Annotated in this window: 9 protein-coding genes; 7 read left to right on the plus strand and 2 right to left on the minus strand. The window is 72.3% G+C overall.

The window, feature by feature from the left end:
- The first annotated feature begins 139 nt into the window (after positions 1–139).
- The 4 genes from uvrB (at position 140) to DVA86_RS10205 (ending at position 6,398) form a co-directional block, all read left to right on the plus strand.
- A complete protein-coding gene (gene uvrB, locus DVA86_RS10190) occupies positions 140–2,269 on the plus strand; it encodes an excinuclease ABC subunit UvrB (protein WP_208877551.1) in 2,130 nt (709 codons plus the stop codon).
- A 126-nt stretch (positions 2,270–2,395) separates the two neighbouring features.
- Positions 2,396–2,974 carry a TerD family protein gene (locus tag DVA86_RS10195; protein WP_208877553.1) on the plus strand — a complete coding sequence of 193 codons (579 nt, stop codon included), beginning with the start codon at positions 2,396–2,398 and terminating at the stop codon, positions 2,972–2,974.
- Between the two features lie 42 nt (positions 2,975–3,016).
- Positions 3,017–5,086 carry a TerD family protein gene (locus DVA86_RS10200; RefSeq protein ID WP_208877554.1) on the plus strand — a complete coding sequence of 690 codons (2,070 nt, stop codon included), beginning with the start codon at positions 3,017–3,019 and terminating at the stop codon, positions 5,084–5,086.
- Between the two features lie 292 nt (positions 5,087–5,378).
- On the plus strand, positions 5,379–6,398 hold the full coding sequence (locus DVA86_RS10205) for a TerC/Alx family metal homeostasis membrane protein (RefSeq protein ID WP_208877561.1): 1,020 nt from the start codon (positions 5,379–5,381) through the stop codon (positions 6,396–6,398).
- A gap of 95 nt (positions 6,399–6,493) precedes the next feature.
- On the opposite strand, the gene DVA86_RS10210 is transcribed toward DVA86_RS10205, so the two are convergent.
- On the minus strand, positions 6,494–9,751 hold the full coding sequence (locus DVA86_RS10210) for a phosphodiester glycosidase family protein (RefSeq protein WP_245997579.1): 3,258 nt from the start codon (positions 9,749–9,751) through the stop codon (positions 6,494–6,496).
- Positions 9,752–10,220: 469 nt separating this feature from the next.
- Positions 10,221–13,217 carry an excinuclease ABC subunit UvrA gene (gene uvrA / locus DVA86_RS10215; RefSeq protein ID WP_208877563.1) on the minus strand — a complete coding sequence of 999 codons (2,997 nt, stop codon included), beginning with the start codon at positions 13,215–13,217 and terminating at the stop codon, positions 10,221–10,223.
- Positions 13,218–13,447: 230 nt separating this feature from the next.
- On the opposite strand from uvrA, the gene DVA86_RS10220 reads away from it, so the two are divergent.
- From DVA86_RS10220 to DVA86_RS34955, 3 genes are read left to right on the plus strand one after another with little or no spacing between them, the layout of a single operon-like run.
- Positions 13,448–14,170, plus strand: coding sequence for a maleylpyruvate isomerase family mycothiol-dependent enzyme (locus DVA86_RS10220; RefSeq protein WP_208877565.1), 723 nt, complete (start codon positions 13,448–13,450; stop codon positions 14,168–14,170).
- 30 nt (positions 14,171–14,200) lie between these two features.
- Positions 14,201–14,857 (plus strand): MBL fold metallo-hydrolase, encoded by a 657-nt coding sequence (locus DVA86_RS10225; protein ID WP_208877566.1) that lies wholly within the window; start codon positions 14,201–14,203, stop codon positions 14,855–14,857.
- Positions 14,836–17,913: a DEAD/DEAH box helicase family protein gene (locus DVA86_RS34955; protein ID WP_222623309.1), complete on the plus strand. Its 3,078-nt coding sequence runs from the start codon at positions 14,836–14,838 to the stop codon at positions 17,911–17,913. The genes DVA86_RS10225 and DVA86_RS34955 overlap by 22 nt, the downstream gene beginning before the upstream one ends.
- Positions 17,914–18,052 lie beyond the last annotated feature (139 nt).

Raw genomic sequence — 18,052 nt, forward strand, 5'->3', positions numbered from 1 at the left:
GTCTGTGCACGGACTGCGAAGACGTTCCCGCGTGTGTGATACACGCAACCGGGGAACAGATGACCGACAGCTGAACGGCGGGAGTCCGTCGTTTCCGGGCCGAGCCTGATTGTCAGTGGCGGGTCGTACCGTTGAATGCATGCGGCCTGTTACGGAGATCGAACGCAAGGCGGCGCCCTTCGAGGTCGTCAGCCCCTACCAGCCCAGCGGTGACCAGCCGGCGGCCATCGCCGACCTGACCAGGCGCGTCCGCGCCGACGAGAAGGACGTCGTGCTGCTGGGCGCGACAGGCACGGGCAAGTCCGCGACCACCGCGTGGATGATCGAGCAGCTCCAGCGGCCGACGCTGGTCATGGCGCCGAACAAGACCCTGGCCGCCCAGCTCGCCAACGAGTTCCGCGAGCTGCTGCCGAACAACGCCGTGGAGTACTTCGTCTCCTATTACGACTACTACCAGCCGGAGGCGTACGTCCCGCAGACGGATACGTACATCGAGAAGGACTCCTCCATCAATGAGGAGGTGGAGCGGCTCCGGCACTCCTCCACCAACTCGCTGCTGACCCGGCGCGACGTCGTCGTGGTGGCGTCCGTCTCCTGTATCTACGGTCTGGGCACGCCGCAGGAGTACGTCGACCGGATGGTCCCCCTCTCGGTCGGCCAGGAGACCGACCGGGACCAGCTGCTGCGGCGATTCGTCGAGATCCAGTACACGCGGAACGACATGGCGTTCACCCGCGGCACCTTCCGGGTGCGCGGCGACACCGTCGAGATCTTCCCGGTGTACGAGGAGCTGGCCGTCCGCATCGAGATGTTCGGCGACGAGATCGAGGCCCTGTCCACCCTCCACCCGCTCACGGGCGAGGTGATCTCCGATCACCAGGACCTCTTCGTGTTCCCCGCCTCGCACTACGTCGCGGGCCCCGAGCGCATGGAGCGCGCGGTCACGAGCATCGAGGCCGAGCTGGAGGAGCAGCTCGCCGCGCTGGAGAAGCAGGGCAAGCTGCTGGAGGCGCAGCGGCTGCGGATGCGCACCACGTACGACATCGAGATGATGCGGCAGATCGGCACCTGCTCCGGGATCGAGAACTACTCCCGGCACATCGACGGCCGCGAGCCCGGCTCGGCGCCGCACACCCTCATCGACTTCTTCCCGGACGACTTCCTGCTCGTGATCGACGAGTCGCACCAGACCGTCCCGCAGATCGGCGCGATGTACGAAGGCGACGCCGCGCGCAAGCGGACGCTGGTCGAGCACGGCTTCCGGCTGCCGTCGGCGATCGACAACCGCCCGCTGAAGTGGGAGGAGTTCCTGGAGCGCATCGACCAGACCGTCTTCCTCTCCGCGACCCCCGGGCCGTACGAACTCTCCCGCGGCGACGGTGTGGTGGAGCAGATCATCCGGCCGACCGGCCTGGTCGACCCGGAGGTCGTCGTCAAGCCCACCGAGGGGCAGATCGACGATCTGGTGCACGAGATCCGCACGCGTACGGAGAAGAACGAGCGCGTGCTCGTCACCACGCTCACCAAGAAGATGGCCGAGGACCTGACGGACTACTTCCAGGAGCTCGGCATCCAGGTCCGCTATCTGCACAGCGACGTGGACACGCTGCGCCGCGTGGAGCTGCTGCGGGAGCTGCGCTCCGGTGAGTACGACGTGCTGGTCGGGATCAACCTGCTGCGGGAGGGCCTGGACCTGCCCGAGGTGTCGCTGGTGTCGATCCTCGACGCCGACAAGGAGGGCTTCCTGCGCTCGGGCCGCTCGCTGATCCAGACGATCGGTCGTGCCGCGCGGAACGTCTCGGGCCAGGTGCACATGTACGCCGACAAGATCACCCCGGCGATGGAGAAGGCCATCGACGAGACCAACAGGCGCCGGGAGAAGCAGATCGCGTACAACACGGAGCGCGGCATCGACCCGCAGCCGCTGCGGAAGAAGATCGGCGACATCGTGGCCGACATCGCTCGCGAGGACATCGACACCGAGCAGCTGCTGGGCACCGGTTACCGGCACACGGGCGGCGACAAGGACAAGCCCGCGAAGGCGCCGGTGCCCGCGCTGGGCGGCAAGGCAACTGCCGGGAAGACCAGGGAAACCGCCGAGCTGACGGACCGGCCCGCGGAGGAACTCGCCCAGATGATCGAGCAGATGACGGACCGCATGCGCGCGGCCGCCGCGGAGCTGCAGTTCGAGGTCGCGGCACGGCTGCGAGACGAGGTAGGGGAGTTGAAGAAGGAGCTCAGGCAGATGAAGGAGGCGGGCCTGAAGTAGCGGAGTGTTGCAAGAACGACACAAAGACGGGGTGGCCTGGCGCGAGCGTCGGCCGCACTGCATAGGGTGCGGGAGTGCCGTCGGTGATGGCGGCACGCAGAGAGTACGGCGAGAGGGGAACGCGCAGTGACGGTCAACATGTCCAAGGGGCAGGCCATCAGCCTGCAGAAGTCCGATGGGGGCACCCTGACCGCGGTGCGCATGGGGCTCGGCTGGCAGGCGGCTCCGCGCCGCGGGCTGTTCGGCAAGCGCGCCAAGGAGATCGACCTGGACGCCTCGGCCGTGCTGTTCGCGGACAAGCAGCCGGTGGACGTCGTCTTCTTCCGGCACCTCGTGAGCGACGACGGCTCCGTCCGGCACACCGGCGACAACCTGGTGGGCGGCGCCGGCCAGGGCGGCGACGACGAGGCGGTCCTGGTGGACCTGCAGCGTGTGCCGGTCCACATCGACCAGATCGTCTTCACGGTGAACTCCTTCACCGGGCAGACCTTCGCCGAGGTCGAGAACGCCTTCTGCCGTCTGGTCGACGAGACCAACGGCCAGGAGATGGCGCGGTACACGCTGACCGGCGGCGGTCAGTACACCGCCCAGATCATGGCCAAGGTCCACCGGCAGGGCAACGGCTGGAACATGACGGCCATCGGTGAGGCCGCCAACGGCCGCACGTTCCAGGACCTGATGCCGACGATCGTGCCGTTTCTGTAGGCAGCAGGATTTCGTGACCGCAAGCGGCGGAGGGGTGCGAAAATGACGGCCGAGCTGGTCCGCGGGCAGAACCATCCACTGCCCGAGACCCGTTTGGAGATCCGGGTGTCGGCCGGGAAGCCGGTGCTCGCCGGGGCGACGCTCAACGACGAGCACGGGCACATGCGCGACGCGGGGTGGATAGCGCACCCGGCGGAGCCGAATCTCCCCGGGCTCGAGGTCTCCCGGCAGGCCGCCGCCGACCACCGGCTCGCGGTCGATCTCAACGCACTGCCCGACGCGGTCCACCGGGTCAACGTGCTGCTCGCACTCCCCACCGGGGTCGGCGGTCCGGCCAGCTTCGGCGCCTTCGCCTCGCCGTTCGCGGCGGTGACGAGCCTCGACGGGACCGAGATCGCCAGCTACACGATCACCGGTCTGGACGCGGAGTCCGCGGTCGTCGCGCTGGAGCTGTACCGCAGGCAGGGCGCGTGGAAGGTGCGCGCGGTCGGCCAGGGGTACGCGGGCGGGCTCGCCGCCATGCTCCAGGACCAGGGGCTCCCCGAGTCCCAGCAGCTCGCGGACACGATCAACGAGGCGGTCGCCGCGGGCCTCGCCCGTGCCGTGGCGCCTCCTCCGCCGGCCGCCCGCGGCGCCCGGCAGCACGCCACACAGGCCGGCGCCGCCCGGCCGGCCGCCGACCCCCAGGGCGGTACCGACGGCCGTGGGCGCCCGTCCGGCGGCCCCGTGCCGTCCGGCACCCCGGCCCCGGACAACAGCGCCGGCGCTCCGGCGGGCGGTGGCGGACCCGTCGACTACCAGCACCCGGCGCGCCGTTCGAGCAGCACGCCGTCCGGCGCGGGAGCGGGCGCCGCCCCGCCGCCCGGGCCCGTACCGTCCGGCGCGGGCTCGCCCGCGGCGGCAGCGTCCGGAGCCGGAGCCGGAGCCGGAGCCGGAGCCGCAGCCGGGTCGGGGGCCGCGGGACAGCCCGCGGGCGGCCCGCCCGTACCCGTCGCCGGTGACGCCTCCGGCTGGTCCATGGACGAGCGGCTGTACAACCAGATCTGGGGCATGTTCGAGGACCTCGCGCGCACCGTCGCGGCCTACCGCTCCGCGGTGGACTTCGCCGACTCCCGCCGCGAGCAGGAGCTCGACAAGGTGCTCTCGGATCCGCGCACCCGGGTCGGCCCCGTCGCCGACGCGGCCAGGGAAGAGGCCCGCGCCAAGCACACCCAGCTCGTCGACCAGGCCGGCGCCGTCCTCGAGCGGGACCTGAACCAGCTCGTCGCGGAGGCCGCCGTCGTCGAGCCCGCGCTGCCGCCCGCCTTCGCCCGCTGGGACAACCCGGTGTGGCAGGCGTACGAGGTGCCCATGGAGGTGCCGATGGCGCTGCGGCTCGGCGACCTCACCCTCCCCGAGCGCGCCGACCTGCGCATCCCCATGCTCGTACGGCTGCCGCTGGACCGCGGCCTGTGGATCGACAGCGGGAACAGCGGCTCGGGCGCCTCGCTGGTCAGCTCCGACGAGCTGCGCCGGCTCGCCGTGGAGACGGCGGTGGCCATCGCGGCCCGGCTGGTTGCGGTCTATCCGGTCGACGACTTCACGCTCAACGTCATCGACCCGGCGGGCTCCGCGGCCACGTCGCTCGTTCCGCTGCTGGAGTCGGGCGCGCTGCGGGAGCCACCGGCCGTGGGCGCCGCCGGTGTCACACAGATGCTGGAGCGGCTGACCCAGCGCGTCGACCTGGTGCAGATGGCCGTGCGCAGCGGCGCGACCTCGTCGCTGCCGCCCGAGCTCGACACCGCCGAACAGCTGCTGATCGTGCACGACTTCCCGCACGGCTTCGACGACCGGGCCGTCACCCAGCTCCGCTACCTCGCGGACGAGGGCCCGGCCGTCGGCGTCAATCTGCTGATGGTCGCCGACCGCGAGGACGCACGGGCGTACGGCCCGGTGCTCGACCCGCTGTGGCGCTCCCTGCTGCGCATCACCCCGGTCCCGGACGATCATCTGGCGGACCCGTGGGTGGGGCACGCGTGGACGTACGAGCCGCCGCTCGTGCCGAGCGGCAGCCGCGTCGTGCCGCAGGTGCTCCAGCAGGTGGCGACGGCGCGGCAGGCGTACGGCCGCTGAGCCGGCAGCCGTACGGGCACGGCCGCTGAGCCGGCGGGCACGGACCCGCCGGCGCGCACAGACCCCGGGGGACGGGTGGGCGGCAGCCAAGGAAAGGTAAAGGAGCACTTTACCTTTCCTTGGCTCTGCTTTACGCTTGCCTCAGCGGAGGGGAGTATTCCCAACCTCGCGGTGTCCCCGTCAGTACGGGCCGGCCAACCGGCCCCGGGGCTCCGGTCCGGTGGCGCGGCATCGCGTGTCCACGGGCGGAAGAGACCTCCAGGCAGCAGTGACCGCCGGAGGTACAGCACGTATGGATGTCTCCTTTGCCGTCTGGGTCGCGACCGTCATCGGTCTGTGCGCCCTCATCGCCGTCGACTTCTTCGTCGGCGGCCGCAAGCCGCACGAGGTCTCCATCAAGGAGGCCGGCATCTGGACCACGGTCTGGATCGTGCTCGCCGCCCTCTTCGGACTCGGCCTTCTGGTCTTCGGCGGCGGTCAGCCGTCCGGTGAGTTCTTCGCGGGCTTCGTCACGGAGAAGTCGCTCAGCGTCGACAACCTCTTCGTGTTCGTCCTGATCATGGCCAAGTTCGCGGTGCCGACGATCTACCAGCAGCGGGTGCTGTTGATCGGCGTGCTCATCGCCCTCGTGCTGCGCGCTGGGTTCATCGCCGCCGGCGCGGCGATCGTCTCCACCTTCTCCTGGGTCTTCTTCATCTTCGGCGGCTTCCTCATCTGGACCGCCTGGAAGCTCATCCAGGAGGCGCGCGCCGAGGACGAGGAGGAGGCGTACGAGGAGAACCGCTTCCTCAAGATGATCGAGCGCCGCGTCCCGTCCACCGACCAGTACCACGGCACGAAGCTGTTCATCCGCGAGCACGGCCAGCGCCTGATGACGCCGATGCTGATCGTGATGCTCGCGATCGGCACCACCGACGTCCTCTTCGCGCTCGACTCCATCCCGGCGATCTTCGGCCTGACCCAGGATCCGTACATCGTCTTCACCGCCAACGCCTTCGCGCTCATGGGCCTGCGGCAGCTGTACTTCCTGATCGGCGGGCTGCTCAAGAAGCTGGTCCACCTCTCGTACGGGCTGTCCGTCATCCTCGGCTTCATCGGCGTGAAGCTCGTGCTGCACGCCCTGCACGAGGCCGGTGTGCACGTGCCCGTGATCAGCATCCCGGTCTCGCTGGGCGTCATCTGCGCGGTGCTGCTCGTCACGACGGCGACCAGCCTGTATGCCGCCAGGAAGCAGGAGCCGGAGACCGACGGCGAGCACACCGGAGGCAAGCCCTCCGGCGGCGCGTCGGAGGACGCCGACGCCAAGCGCTGACGGCCGCCTTCCGTAAACGCCTTCCGTACGGAGCACGGGACCGCCGAGGCCCAAGTCCTCGGCGGTCCCGACGCGTTACGCCGCCAGAGCAGGCGTCAGCGCACTACGACTTCGCGCTCCGCCCGCGCCCCGTTCACCTCCACCGCGAGCGTGATCGTCCCGGGCCGCAGCGCCTTGAGCTTGCCGGTCACCGGGTCGTACGAGGCCGCGCACCCCTTACGGCCGCTGTCGCCGCCGCTCCCGACGCACATCTCACGGGATCCGGACCAGTCCGCGCTCATCGGCCACCCGACGGGCACCTCGCGGGCATTCGCCCCCTCGCCCTGCAGGACGGTGGCCGCCGCCTCCGCCGTGTCGCCGACGGACAGCCGGGCGGGCGCGTCCAGCGCGAGGCCGTCCACGTGCGCGGCCGTCCGTACGGCGAACGGGTCGCCGCCGCGCCCGTGCTGCGGGCCGTGTCCACGGTCCACTCCGACCATCGACCAGCCGGTGAAGCCGCCCTCGTCGGCCGGTGCCGACGGCGCCTTGCCCGAGTTCCCGTTGATCAGATACGGCACGCCGTCCACCCGCGAGGCGTGGAACACCCCGACGTGCGCCCCGACGAACAGCACGCCCTTGCCCGAGCGCGTACGGAAGTCGCCCAGCCAGTCCTCCAGCAGATCGGCCTCCAGCCGGTCGGTGAGCTGGCTGCCCTGCTGCGGCGTCGGGTCGCGCGGCGGTACGTGCTGCAGGACCGCCACCGAACGCACCCGCGGGTCGCGCTCCGCCTTGTCCAGCTGCCGCCGCAGCTCCTCGAACTGGCCGTAGCCGCCGCCCCGCAGGGTCAGCGACGAGGTGTCGAAGGTGAGGAAACGCGTGCCCTTGTGATCGAACGTGCGCTGGGCGGGACCGAATTCACCGGTGAAGTTGTCGATCTTCCCGCCCATTATCTCGTGGTTCCCCGGTACGTAGTACCAGGGCACGGCGTCGCCCAGCTCCTCCTCCAGCACGTCGCGCGCGAACGACAGGTCCGCGGGCGAACCCTCGTCCACCAGGTCGCCGTTGACCACCACGAAGTCCGGTTTCGCCGCCCGGATCTCGCGCAGCGTCCGCCGCGCCTGCCGCACGATCTCGCTGTTCGGGTCGCGCGCCACGAACTGCGCGTCCGACATCACCGCGAACCGCCAGTCACGCCCGCGTACGTCGGCCGCCGTCGAGATCAGCGGATCGCGTACCACCGGCTTCGGCGGCAGCCGCAGGTCCGGCGGCGTGTGCGCCACCAGCTCGTCGATGACGACGCTGCTGCTGTACTGCTCCGCGGGCCGCGTCTCCGCCAGATAGAAGCGCCGTACCTCCAGCGGGTACGCGACGCCCTCCGGCACCGTGAAGGTGACCTCGCGCCAGCCCTCCCAGTCGACGTCCGGGCCGCGCAGCACATGGCTCGTGCCGTTCGCGTCCACGAGGTGCAGCGAGGGCCAGGCGCCCTTGCCGTCGCCCTTGAGCGACAGCGTGAAGCTCTGCGGCTGGCCTGTCAGCTCTATGCGCTCCGGCGGATTGACGTACGCGGCACGGGTGGCCGTGGACTTGGTGAAGTCGTACGACAGCTTCAGCCCGCCGCCCGTACGGCCCTCCGGCTCCGCCGCGACGGAGCCCTCGGCGCGCGCCGCGCTGAACGTCCAGTCGGGCGCGTCCTCGAAGTCCGCCGCCACGCGTTCGTTCAGGCCCACGGTGACGCCCAGCACCGTGCTGTGCCCGTCCACCGTCGCGGTGATCTGCCCGGAGGCGGACGCCTGGTCCGTACGCGCCGCCACGGTGAAGCCGCCGCTCTCCGGGTCCGGGGTGACGGTGAACTGCGAACGGTCGTAGCTCAGCCGTACGTCGGCCGGGTCGACCGGCGCGCTGGTGCCGCGCGCGTCGTAGCCGACGACGCCGAACGACCCGTTCGCGCCCGGGTCCGCCAGCCCGACCCGGTCGTGCGTGGCCCGTACGCGGTCCAGTTCGCCGACGACCTCCAGCCGGGTGCCGCCCCGCGCGCGGCCCGAGTGCGCGGTCACCTCGGTGCTGCCGGTGCGACGCGCGTGGAACGTGCCGTCGCCGTCGACGCTGCCGACGCCGGGCCGGTCCGTACGCCAGCGGGGCGCGCCCTTCGCGGGGCCGTACGTCTCGTCGTGACCCGCCGCGGTCAGCTGCCGGGTCAGGCCCGGGAAGACGCGCTCGGGGTGGCCGCCCGGCACGGTGTCGGAGGACGGGGCGCGCGCCGGGTCGGCGGCGGTCTCCACCCAGTAGCCGCGCAGCCGGCCGCTGCCGTCGGGGGCGGTGAGGGCGAGGCCGCTGGGCACCTCGCGCTGTTCGCCGTCGGACGGCGCGTTCTCCAGCTGCCGTTCGTCCGAGCCGGGCTCGCGGGCGAGCAGCGTGGAGGAGCCGCCGCCGTCCAGGTTGAGCGCGTTGTGGGCGCCCAAGTCCTTCATCATCAGGGCGAGTTCGGTGAGGGTGACACCGCCGGAGGCGGGCTGCCGGCCGTCCACGGTGATCACGTGCATGGTCGAGCCGTCCTTGGAGAAGCCGACCGCCGTACGCGGGGCCGTCGGGTTGTTCGGCCGGCCCTCCCAGTTCTGCGGCTCGCCGTCCACGACCAGCAGGCCGCGTCCGCCGACCGCCGTACGCGGCACGGGGCTGCCGTCGTCCGTCCGCATGCGGTACTCGACTGACACCTCGTCACCGGGCGCCAGCCCCGCCAGGGTCTTGGCGCCGGCGTCGCGGCCCAGCAGCACGGTGGTGCCGTGCGGTACGTCGCCCTTGCCCGGCCCCCCGGACACCGAGGTCACCTTGCCGCCGCGCACCGCCACCTCGGTGGTGTCCGCGGCGCCGTCGACGGTCAGGGAGCGGTCGGCCGCGCCCCACTGCGCGTTGTAGGCGCCGATGCCGTTGTCGGGGACGTTGGCGGCGTTGTACGCGTCGAGGGGCTCGGTGCCGTCGGGCAGGGTGAGCGTGCCCTCGAAGTACAGGTCCAGGATGCGGCCGGCGCTGTCCGGGCCGAAGCCGACGGACTCGGAGTTGCCGGGTGCGGGGGAGTTGACGGGCCTGCCGTCGCGTACGCCGGGGCCGAGCGGGGCCCCGGACTCGTTGATGTCGAAGAAGTCGGCGTTGATGGCGGCGACAGTACGGCGGCCCTTCCCCGGATCGTGCGCGTCCGCGAGTTCGCCGACGGTGCGGCGCTCGGAGACCCTGCCGGAGGACAGGTGGTCGACCTGGGCGCCGCCGTCGAGGTCCACGCTGAGCGCGTCGGCACGCAGCCACTTGTCGGGCTTGAGCCGGTCGAACGAGGTGAGCGTGGTGCCGGGGGCGACCGGCCGGCTCGTACGGGACAGCTCCATGCCGTCGGTCCCGCCCGCGTCGGCGGGGGCGGCGGCCGGGACCGCGGACGCGGGCGTACGCGCGGGCGCGGGCGCCGCCTCGGCGGCGGCCGGGGCGAGCCCGGCGGCGAGCGCGAGCGCGGTGGCGGCTGGTATCAGCGAACGGGTGAAGGGTCTTCTGCGTGTAGGGACTCGAATCACAACATCTCCCACAGAGACGTGAGTTCTGTGCGCTTTCTGCGCACACAGCCGCACACGCTGGCAAGAGCGACCGGTCTACACCAGAGGTCGCGGGAGAAATCATCGAAAACAGCAGGTGCACCGCATTTCCGCCCAACCCGCTGGACGTTAACGCGGGACACCCGCCGGTCGCTGTCGCAACACGCGGAGCACCCGCGTGCCGGAACGCGACTGACGGCCCGTCGAACGACGGGCCGTCAGCTCCGAGTCACCGCACGCGCTTGATCGCGTACGTGTGACCGCACACGTGTCACCGCTTGCGCGCCGCCGCCTTCTTGGCCGGGGCGCCCGCACGCGCCGCGGGCTTCTTCGCCGCCGCCGCGCTCCTCGCGCTCTTGGCGCCCTTCGCGGCCCGCGCCTGCTCCGCCTTCCCGGCGGGCTTCAGCTCCGCCGGAGCGTCGGTCACCCTGCTCCCCAGGATGTCCCGCAGGAACTTGCCCGTGTGGCTGCCCGTGACGCCCGCGACCTGCTCCGGGGTGCCCTCTGCGACGACCAGTCCGCCGCCGCTGCCGCCCTCGGGGCCCATGTCCACGAGCCAGTCCGCCGTCTTGATCACGTCGAGATTGTGCTCGATCACGATCACCGTGTTGCCCTTGTCGACCAGTCCGGACAGCACCGACAGCAGCTTGCGGATGTCCTCGAAGTGCAGCCCGGTGGTGGGCTCGTCGAGGACGTAGACCGTACGGCCTGTGCTGCGCTTCTGCAGCTCGCTGGCGAGCTTGACGCGCTGCGCCTCGCCGCCGGACAGGGTCGGCGCGGGCTGGCCGAGCCGTACGTACCCCAGCCCGACGTCGTTGAGCGTGCGCAGATGGCGGGCGATGGCGGGCACGGCCTCGAAGAAGTCCGTGGCCTCCTCGATCGGCATGTCCAGCACCTCGGCGATGGACTTGCCCTTGTAGTGGACCTCCAGCGTCTCCCGGTTGTACCGCGCGCCGTGGCAGACCTCGCACGGGACGTAGACGTCCGGCAGGAAGTTCATCTCGATCTTGATGGTGCCGTCGCCGGAGCAGTTCTCGCAGCGGCCGCCCTTGACGTTGAAGGAGAAGCGGCCCGGCTGATAACCGCGGACCTTCGCCTCCATCGTCTCGGCGAACAGCTTCCGCACGTGGTCGAAGACCCCGGTGTACGTGGCCGGGTTGGACCGTGGCGTACGGCCGATCGGCGACTGGTCGACGTGCACGACCTTGTCCACCAGGTCGTCGCCGTCCACCCGGGTGTGCCGTCCGGGCACCGACTTGGCGCCGTTCAGCTCGCGCGCCAGGTGGGTGTACAGGATGTCGTTGACGAGGGTCGACTTGCCCGAGCCGGAGACGCCCGTGACGGCCGTGAGCACGCCGAGCGGGAAGCTGACGGCGATGTCCTGCAGGTTGTTCTCGCGGGCGCCGTGCACGGTGAGCCGGCGCTTGGGGTCGAGCGGCCGGCGGATCTCCGGGGTCGGGATCACCTTCCTGCCCGAGAGGTACTGCCCGGTCACCGACTTCTCGTTGGCCAGCAGCTCCTTCAACGGGCCGCTGTGCACGACCTCGCCGCCGTGCTCGCCCGCACCCGGGCCGATGTCCACGACCCAGTCGGACGTCTTGATGGTGTCCTCGTCGTGCTCGACGACGATCAGGGTGTTGCCCAGGTCCCGGAGCCGGACCAGGGTCTCCATCAGCCGGTGGTTGTCGCGCTGGTGCAGCCCGATGGACGGCTCGTCCAGCACGTACAACACGCCCACCAGGCCGGAGCCGATCTGCGTCGCGAGCCGGATGCGCTGGGCCTCGCCGCCGGACAGGGTGCCCGCGGCGCGGTTCAGCGAGAGGTAGTCGAGGCCGACGTCGACGAGGAACCGCAGCCGCTCGTTGACCTCCTTCAGCACCCGCTCCGCGATGGTCTTCTCGCGGTCGCTCAGCTTCATCGCGCCCAGGAAGTCCGCGCACTCGCTGATGGACATCGCGGCGACGTCGGCGATGGACTTCCCCTGCACGGTGACCGCCAGCACCACCGGCTTCAGCCGGGTGCCCTGGCAGGACGGGCAGGGCACCTCGCGCATGTACCCCTCGAAGCGCTCCCGGCTGGTGTCGGTCTCCGCCTCCTGGTGCCGCCGCCGTACGAACGGGACCGCGCCCTCGAACGAGGTGGTGTACGCGCGCTCGCGCCCGTACCGGTTGCGGTACCGCACCTCGATCTGGGTCCGGTGGCCGTTCAGCAGGGCCTTGCGGGCGCGCTGGGGCAGACCGGCCCACGGGACGTCCGTACGGAAGCCGAGCGCGTCGGCGAGGGCGCCGATGAGACGCCCGAAATAGTCCCGGGTGTGGCCGTGCGACCAGGGGTGGATGGCGCCCTCGTCCAGCGACTTGTCCTCGTCGGGGACGATCAGCTCCGGGTCCACCTCCATCCGCGTGCCGATGCCGGTGCACTCGGAGCAGGCACCGAAGGGGGAGTTGAACGAGAAGGAGCGCGGCTCCATCTCCTCGAACGACAGGTCGTCGTGCGGGCAGTACAGATGCTCCGAGTACATCCGCTCGCGCTGCGGGTCGTCCTCGGGCAGGTCCACGAAGTCGAGGATCACCATGCCGCCGGCGAGCCCGAGCGCGGTCTCCACCGAGTCCGTCAGCCGCCGCTTGGCGCTGTCCTTCACGGTGAGGCGGTCCACGACCACCTCGATGGTGTGCTTCTCCTGCTTCTTCAGCTTCGGCGGCTCCGACAGCTGGACGGTCTCGCCGTCCACCCGTGCCCGGCTGTACCCCTTGGTCTGGAGGTCGGAGAAGAGGTCGACGAACTCGCCCTTCCGCTCCCGTACCAGCGGGGACAGCACCTGGAAGCGGGTGCCGGGCTCCAGGTCCAGCACCTTGTCGACGATCGCCTGCGGCGACTGCCGGGTGATGGGCCGGCCGCACTCGGGGCAGTGCGGGTGGCCGATGCGGGCGAAGAGCAGCCGGAGGTAGTCGTAGACCTCCGTGATGGTGCCGACCGTGGAGCGCGGGTTGCGCGAGGTCGACTTCTGGTCGATGGAGACCGCGGGGGACAGGCCCTCGATGAAGTCGACGTCGGGCTTGTCCATCTGCCCCAGGAACTGGCGTGCGTACGAGGACAGCGACTCGACATAGCGGCGCTGCCCTTCGGCGAAGATCGTGTCGAAGGCGAGCGAGGACTTGCCCGACCCGGAGAGGCCCGTGAACACGATGAGTGAGTCACGGGGGAGGTCGAGAGAGACGTTCTTGAGATTGTGCTCGCGAGCGCCACGGACGAAGAGACGGTCAGCCACGCCAGTAGGCACCTTTCCGTGTGTGGTGAGGGGGCGGGTGCGTGATAGAGCGCAGCCCCCCTGCCCCCGTGATAGGGCGCAGTCCCCAGCCCCAGGGTATGGGGAGCGCCGCGACGATGTGTTCGGGATGCCGCAAGCCAGAGCCTATAGCACGCGTATTCGATTTATGGAGCTTCCCCGGGAACCCGGGCTTCCTTCACTCGAAGGTGTCACCCGAGTACGTTCGGATCATGACTTCGCCTGCGCACGACAACCCCGCCGCAGAATCCCCCGCCGCTGACGCCACCGCCGTACGCGATGCCACGGAACGCCTGCTGGCGGCCGTGGACGCGCTCGACGACGCCGCGGTTCGCGCGCCCTCGCACCTGCCCGGCTGGACCCGGGGCCACGTGCTGGCCCACCTCGCGCGCAACGCGGACGCTCTCATCAACGTACTCTCCGGACGGCCGATGTACGTCAGCGGGGAATCCCGCGACGCCGACATCGAGCGTGACGCCCCGCACACCGCGGCGGAGCACCTGGAGGACCTGCGGGCCAGCGCCGCGCGGCTGGACGCCGCCTTCGCCGACGAGGCCGGCGAGAGCTGGCAGCGCACCGTCGAGCTGCGCAACGGCGTCACGGACCTCGCCGCGTCCGTCCCGTTCCGCCGCTGGATCGAGGTCGAGCTGCACCACGTCGACCTCGGCGTCGGCTACGCCATCGACGACCTCCCCGCCGGGTTCGTCGACCGCGAGACCGCCAACATGGCCCGCCGCTTCGACGGCCACCCCGACCTCACCGAGGCCGTCGAGCTGCGCGCGGAGGACGGGCGCAGCTGGCGCACCGGGGCGCGTACGGGAGAGCCGGTGGTGGTCGTCGGCACACCCGCCGCGCTGACCGGCTGGCTCACGGGACGTACGACCGGAAGCGGTCTCTCCGCCTCTGCTCCGCTGCCCTCGCTCCCGCCGCTGTGAGGTGATCACCGGAGCCGCTAACGTATCGCCATGGCTTACCGCGGAGTGGTGAAGGTCGGCGGTCCCGCCGACGTGCACGAGCTGGCCGACCTGATGATCTCGAAGGTCGCGGTCGGCCCCATGGACAACAACGCGTACCTGCTGCGCTGCAGAGCCACCGGTGAGCAGTTGATGATCGACGCCGCCAACGAGCCGGACACCCTGCTGCGCCTCATCGGTGACGACGGCATCGCCTCCGTCGTCACCACGCACCGGCACGAGGACCACTGGCAGGCGCTGGACACCGTCGTACAGGCGACGGACGCGCGCACGTACGCCGGGCGCTACGACGCCGAGGGCATCCCCGTGCCGACGGACGTGCCGCTGGAGGACGGCGACACCGTACGGGTCGGGCAGGCCGAGCTGACCGTCTGCCACCTCGTCGGGCACACCCCCGGCTCGATCGCGCTCGTCTACGACGACCCGCACGGGCACCCGCACCTGTTCACCGGCGACTGCCTGTTCCCGGGCGGCCTCGGCAACACGTGGGGTGACGTGAAGCGGTTCGCCAGCCTGCTGAACGACGTCGAGGCCAAGCTGTTCGCGCGGCTCCCGGACGAGACGTGGGTGTACCCCGGGCACGGCGCCGACACCACGCTCGGCGCGGAGCGGCCGCACCTGCAGGAGTGGCGCGAGCGCGGCTGGTGACGGGCGGCACGGTGGCGGCCGGCGGGGGCCCGGATCCCGCCGGCCCGTCAGAGGAGACGGGGACGGCGGGATTCGCGGCGGCGCGGCCCCCGGTGGCGCTGCGGCGGCACCAGGAGGCGGCGCTGGCCGGGCTGGAGACGGCCTTCGCGGAGGGCAGGCGGCGCGCCTGGGTCGTCCTGCCGCCCGGCCTCGGCAAGACGCTGACCGGGCTGGAGGCGGCGCGCAGGCTCGGGCACCCGGTGGTGGTCTTCGGGCCGAACACGGCGATCCAGGGCCAGTGGGTACGGGAGTGGGCCGGGTTCCGGCCCGCACCGGCGCCCGCGGGCACGGACCGCTCGCTGGACCGCCCGGTGACGGTGCTCACGTACCAGTCGCTCGCCTCCTTCGATCCGGACGCGGAAGTCGACGAGGAGGGCGGCGGGGCAGCACCGTACGGAGCCGCTTCCGGCGACCGCGCGTCGTCCCGCCCGGCGGCGTCGTCCCGCCCGGTGTCGCCGTCCCGCCGTACGCGTCCGGCCCGCCGCCATCTGGACCGGCTGCGCCCGCAGGGGCGCGAGCTGGTCGCCGCGCTGCGCGCCGCGGGCCGGGTCACGCTGCTGCTCGACGAGTGCCACCACCTGCTGGACACCTGGGGCGAGCTGCTGGCCGAGCTGCTCCGCGAACTGCCCGCCGCCACCGTGATCGGACTCACGGCCACTCCGCCCGATCGGCTCACCCCCGCGCAGGCCGCGCTCGTGGAGGAGCTGTTCGGCCCGGCGGTGCAGGGCCCGTCGATCCCCGCGGCCGTACGGGAAGGGCAGCTCGCCCCGTACGCCGAGCTGGCCTGGCTCACCCCGCCCACCGCCGAGGAGACGGGCTGGCTCGCCGCCGAGGCCGAACGCTTCGCCACCCTCACCACCGGGCTGCTCGACCCGTCGTTCGCCGCCACCCCCTTCCTCGGCTGGCTCGACGCACGCGTCGTGCACCGCCGTACGGCAGCGGATTCGGCGGGTCCGGCGGCGGACACGGCGGGCACGGCGGACACGGCGGACACGGCGGACACGGCGGGCGGCGGCGGGGCCGGAGAGGGCCGGCCGGCCGTCCCCTGGCACCGCTTCGCCCGCGACCACCCGCTCACCGCCCGCGCCGCGCTCCGCTTCCACCACCACGGCCTGCTCGCGCTCCCGGACGGCGCACGGCTCCGCGAGGAGCACCGGCAGCCGCCCACCGCGGCGGACTGGGTGTGCCTGCTCGACGACTGGATCCGGCACTGTCTGCGGCCCAGCGCCGAGCCCGCCGACGAGGCCGCGCTGGAGGCCGTACGGGCGGCGCTGCCCGCCGTCGGGTACCGGCTCACCGGCCGGGGCGTACGCGGCGGGCGTTCGCCGGTCGACCGCGTGCTGGCCCGCAGCGCGGCCAAAACGACCGCCGTACGGGAGATCCTCGCCGCCGAACACGGCACGCTGGCCGACCGGTTGCGCGCGGTCGTCGTGTGCGACCACGAGCGTGCCACCGCCACGCTCCCGGCCGCGCTCGACGGCGTACTGGACCAGGAGGCGGGCTCCGCGCGGCTGGTGCTCGACCAACTGGCCGCGGACCCGCGTACGGCAGTGCTGGACCCGCTGCTCGTCACCGGCCGTACGGTGGCGGCGGCGCCCGGTACGGCGCGGCGGTTCGCGCGGTTCGTGGCGGAGACCGAGCCGGGCCTGCGGCTGGATCCGCTGCCGGAGGGTGCCGCTTCCGACGGTGGTGCCTCCGACAGCCTCCCTGAGGACCACGCGTCCGCGGCCTCCGTCGAGATCACCGGGAGCTGGACCAGCCGCCGCTGGGTCGCCCTCGCCACTCGCTTCTTCGAGGCCGGCGGCACCCGCGCCCTCATCGGCACCCGCGGCATGCTCGGCGAGGGCTGGGACGCGCGCTGCGTCAACACCCTCGTCGATCTGACCGAGGCAACCACCGCCACCGCCGTCGTACAGACCCGCGGCCGCGGCCTGCGGCTCGACCCGGACTGGCCGGAGAAGACCGCGCACACGTGGTCGGTGGTGTGCGTGGCGGACGGCCACCCGAGGGGCAACGGCGACTGGGAGCGCTTCGTACGCAAACACGACGGCTATCTCGGCCTCACCGACGCGGGCGAGATCATCTCCGGCGTCGCACACGTACACGCGGGGCTGTCGCCGTACGGGCCGCCGCACGAGGCCGAGTTCGACCGCTTCAACGCGCTCATGCTGCACCGTGCGGAGGACCGCGCCGCCGCGCGGGAGCTGTGGCGGATCGGCACCCCGTACGAGGACCGGCTCGTGCACACGGTGCGCGTCACCGTGCCCCGCCAGCGGCAGACGGTGGCCGTTTCGCCGGACGGGGCGCCGGCCGCACCGCCCGTCGCCGTGCCCACGCGGAACGGCGTCGCGCCCGCCGTGCCGCGCGGCGCCTCCCCGTGGGCGGGCGCGTTCAGCGCGCTCGTCTGCGCGCTGCCGCCCGTTGCGGCCGGGGCCGCGCCGCTCGCGGCGGGGACCGCCGTGCTGGGCGGCTGGGCCGCGTACGCCGTGGCGCGGGGCGCCGCGGGCGCGCGGAGACTGCGCGCGGCGGCGGACGAGCCGGTGCTGACGGCGGTCGCGCGGGCGGTCGCGGACGGGCTGCACGCGGCGGGGCTGACGCCGCGCGGAGCGGAGGCGGTGTCGGTGGCGCCGGACGAGACGGGCGCGTACCGCGTCGGGCTGGACGGCGTGCCCGAGGCGGCCTCCGAGTGCTTCGCGGCCGCGTTCGACGAGGCCGTCTCGCCGGTCGCCGACCCGCGCTATCTGATGCCGCGCTACGCGCTGACCCGGCAGGGCCTGTGGGCCGGGCGCCGCGCGACCCGCAACAGGCTGCGGAACACCGTCGTCCACCACGCCGTGCCCGCCGTACTGGGCGAGAACCGGCGCCGGGTCGACGCGTACGCCGCGGCCTGGCGCCGCCATGTCAGCGGCGCCGAACCCGTCTACACCCGCTCCCCGGAGGGCGCCGGAGTGCTGGCCGCGCAGGCCGGGCTGCCGCCGCTGGAGGCCACGACGGCGATGCGCGTCGCCTGGACCTGAGGCGAGCGCGGGACGGGGCGCGAGGCGGGCGCGGGACGGGGCGCGAGGCGGGCGTGAGGCGCCCGGTGAGAGGGCCCGCAACCGCCGCTCTCACCGCCCCGGCACCACCCCCGGACACCGGTCGCTGTCACTGCGCGGA

Source organism: Streptomyces armeniacus, from assembly GCF_003355155.1.
In the GTDB taxonomy this organism is placed as follows: Bacteria; Actinomycetota; Actinomycetes; order Streptomycetales; family Streptomycetaceae; genus Streptomyces; species Streptomyces armeniacus.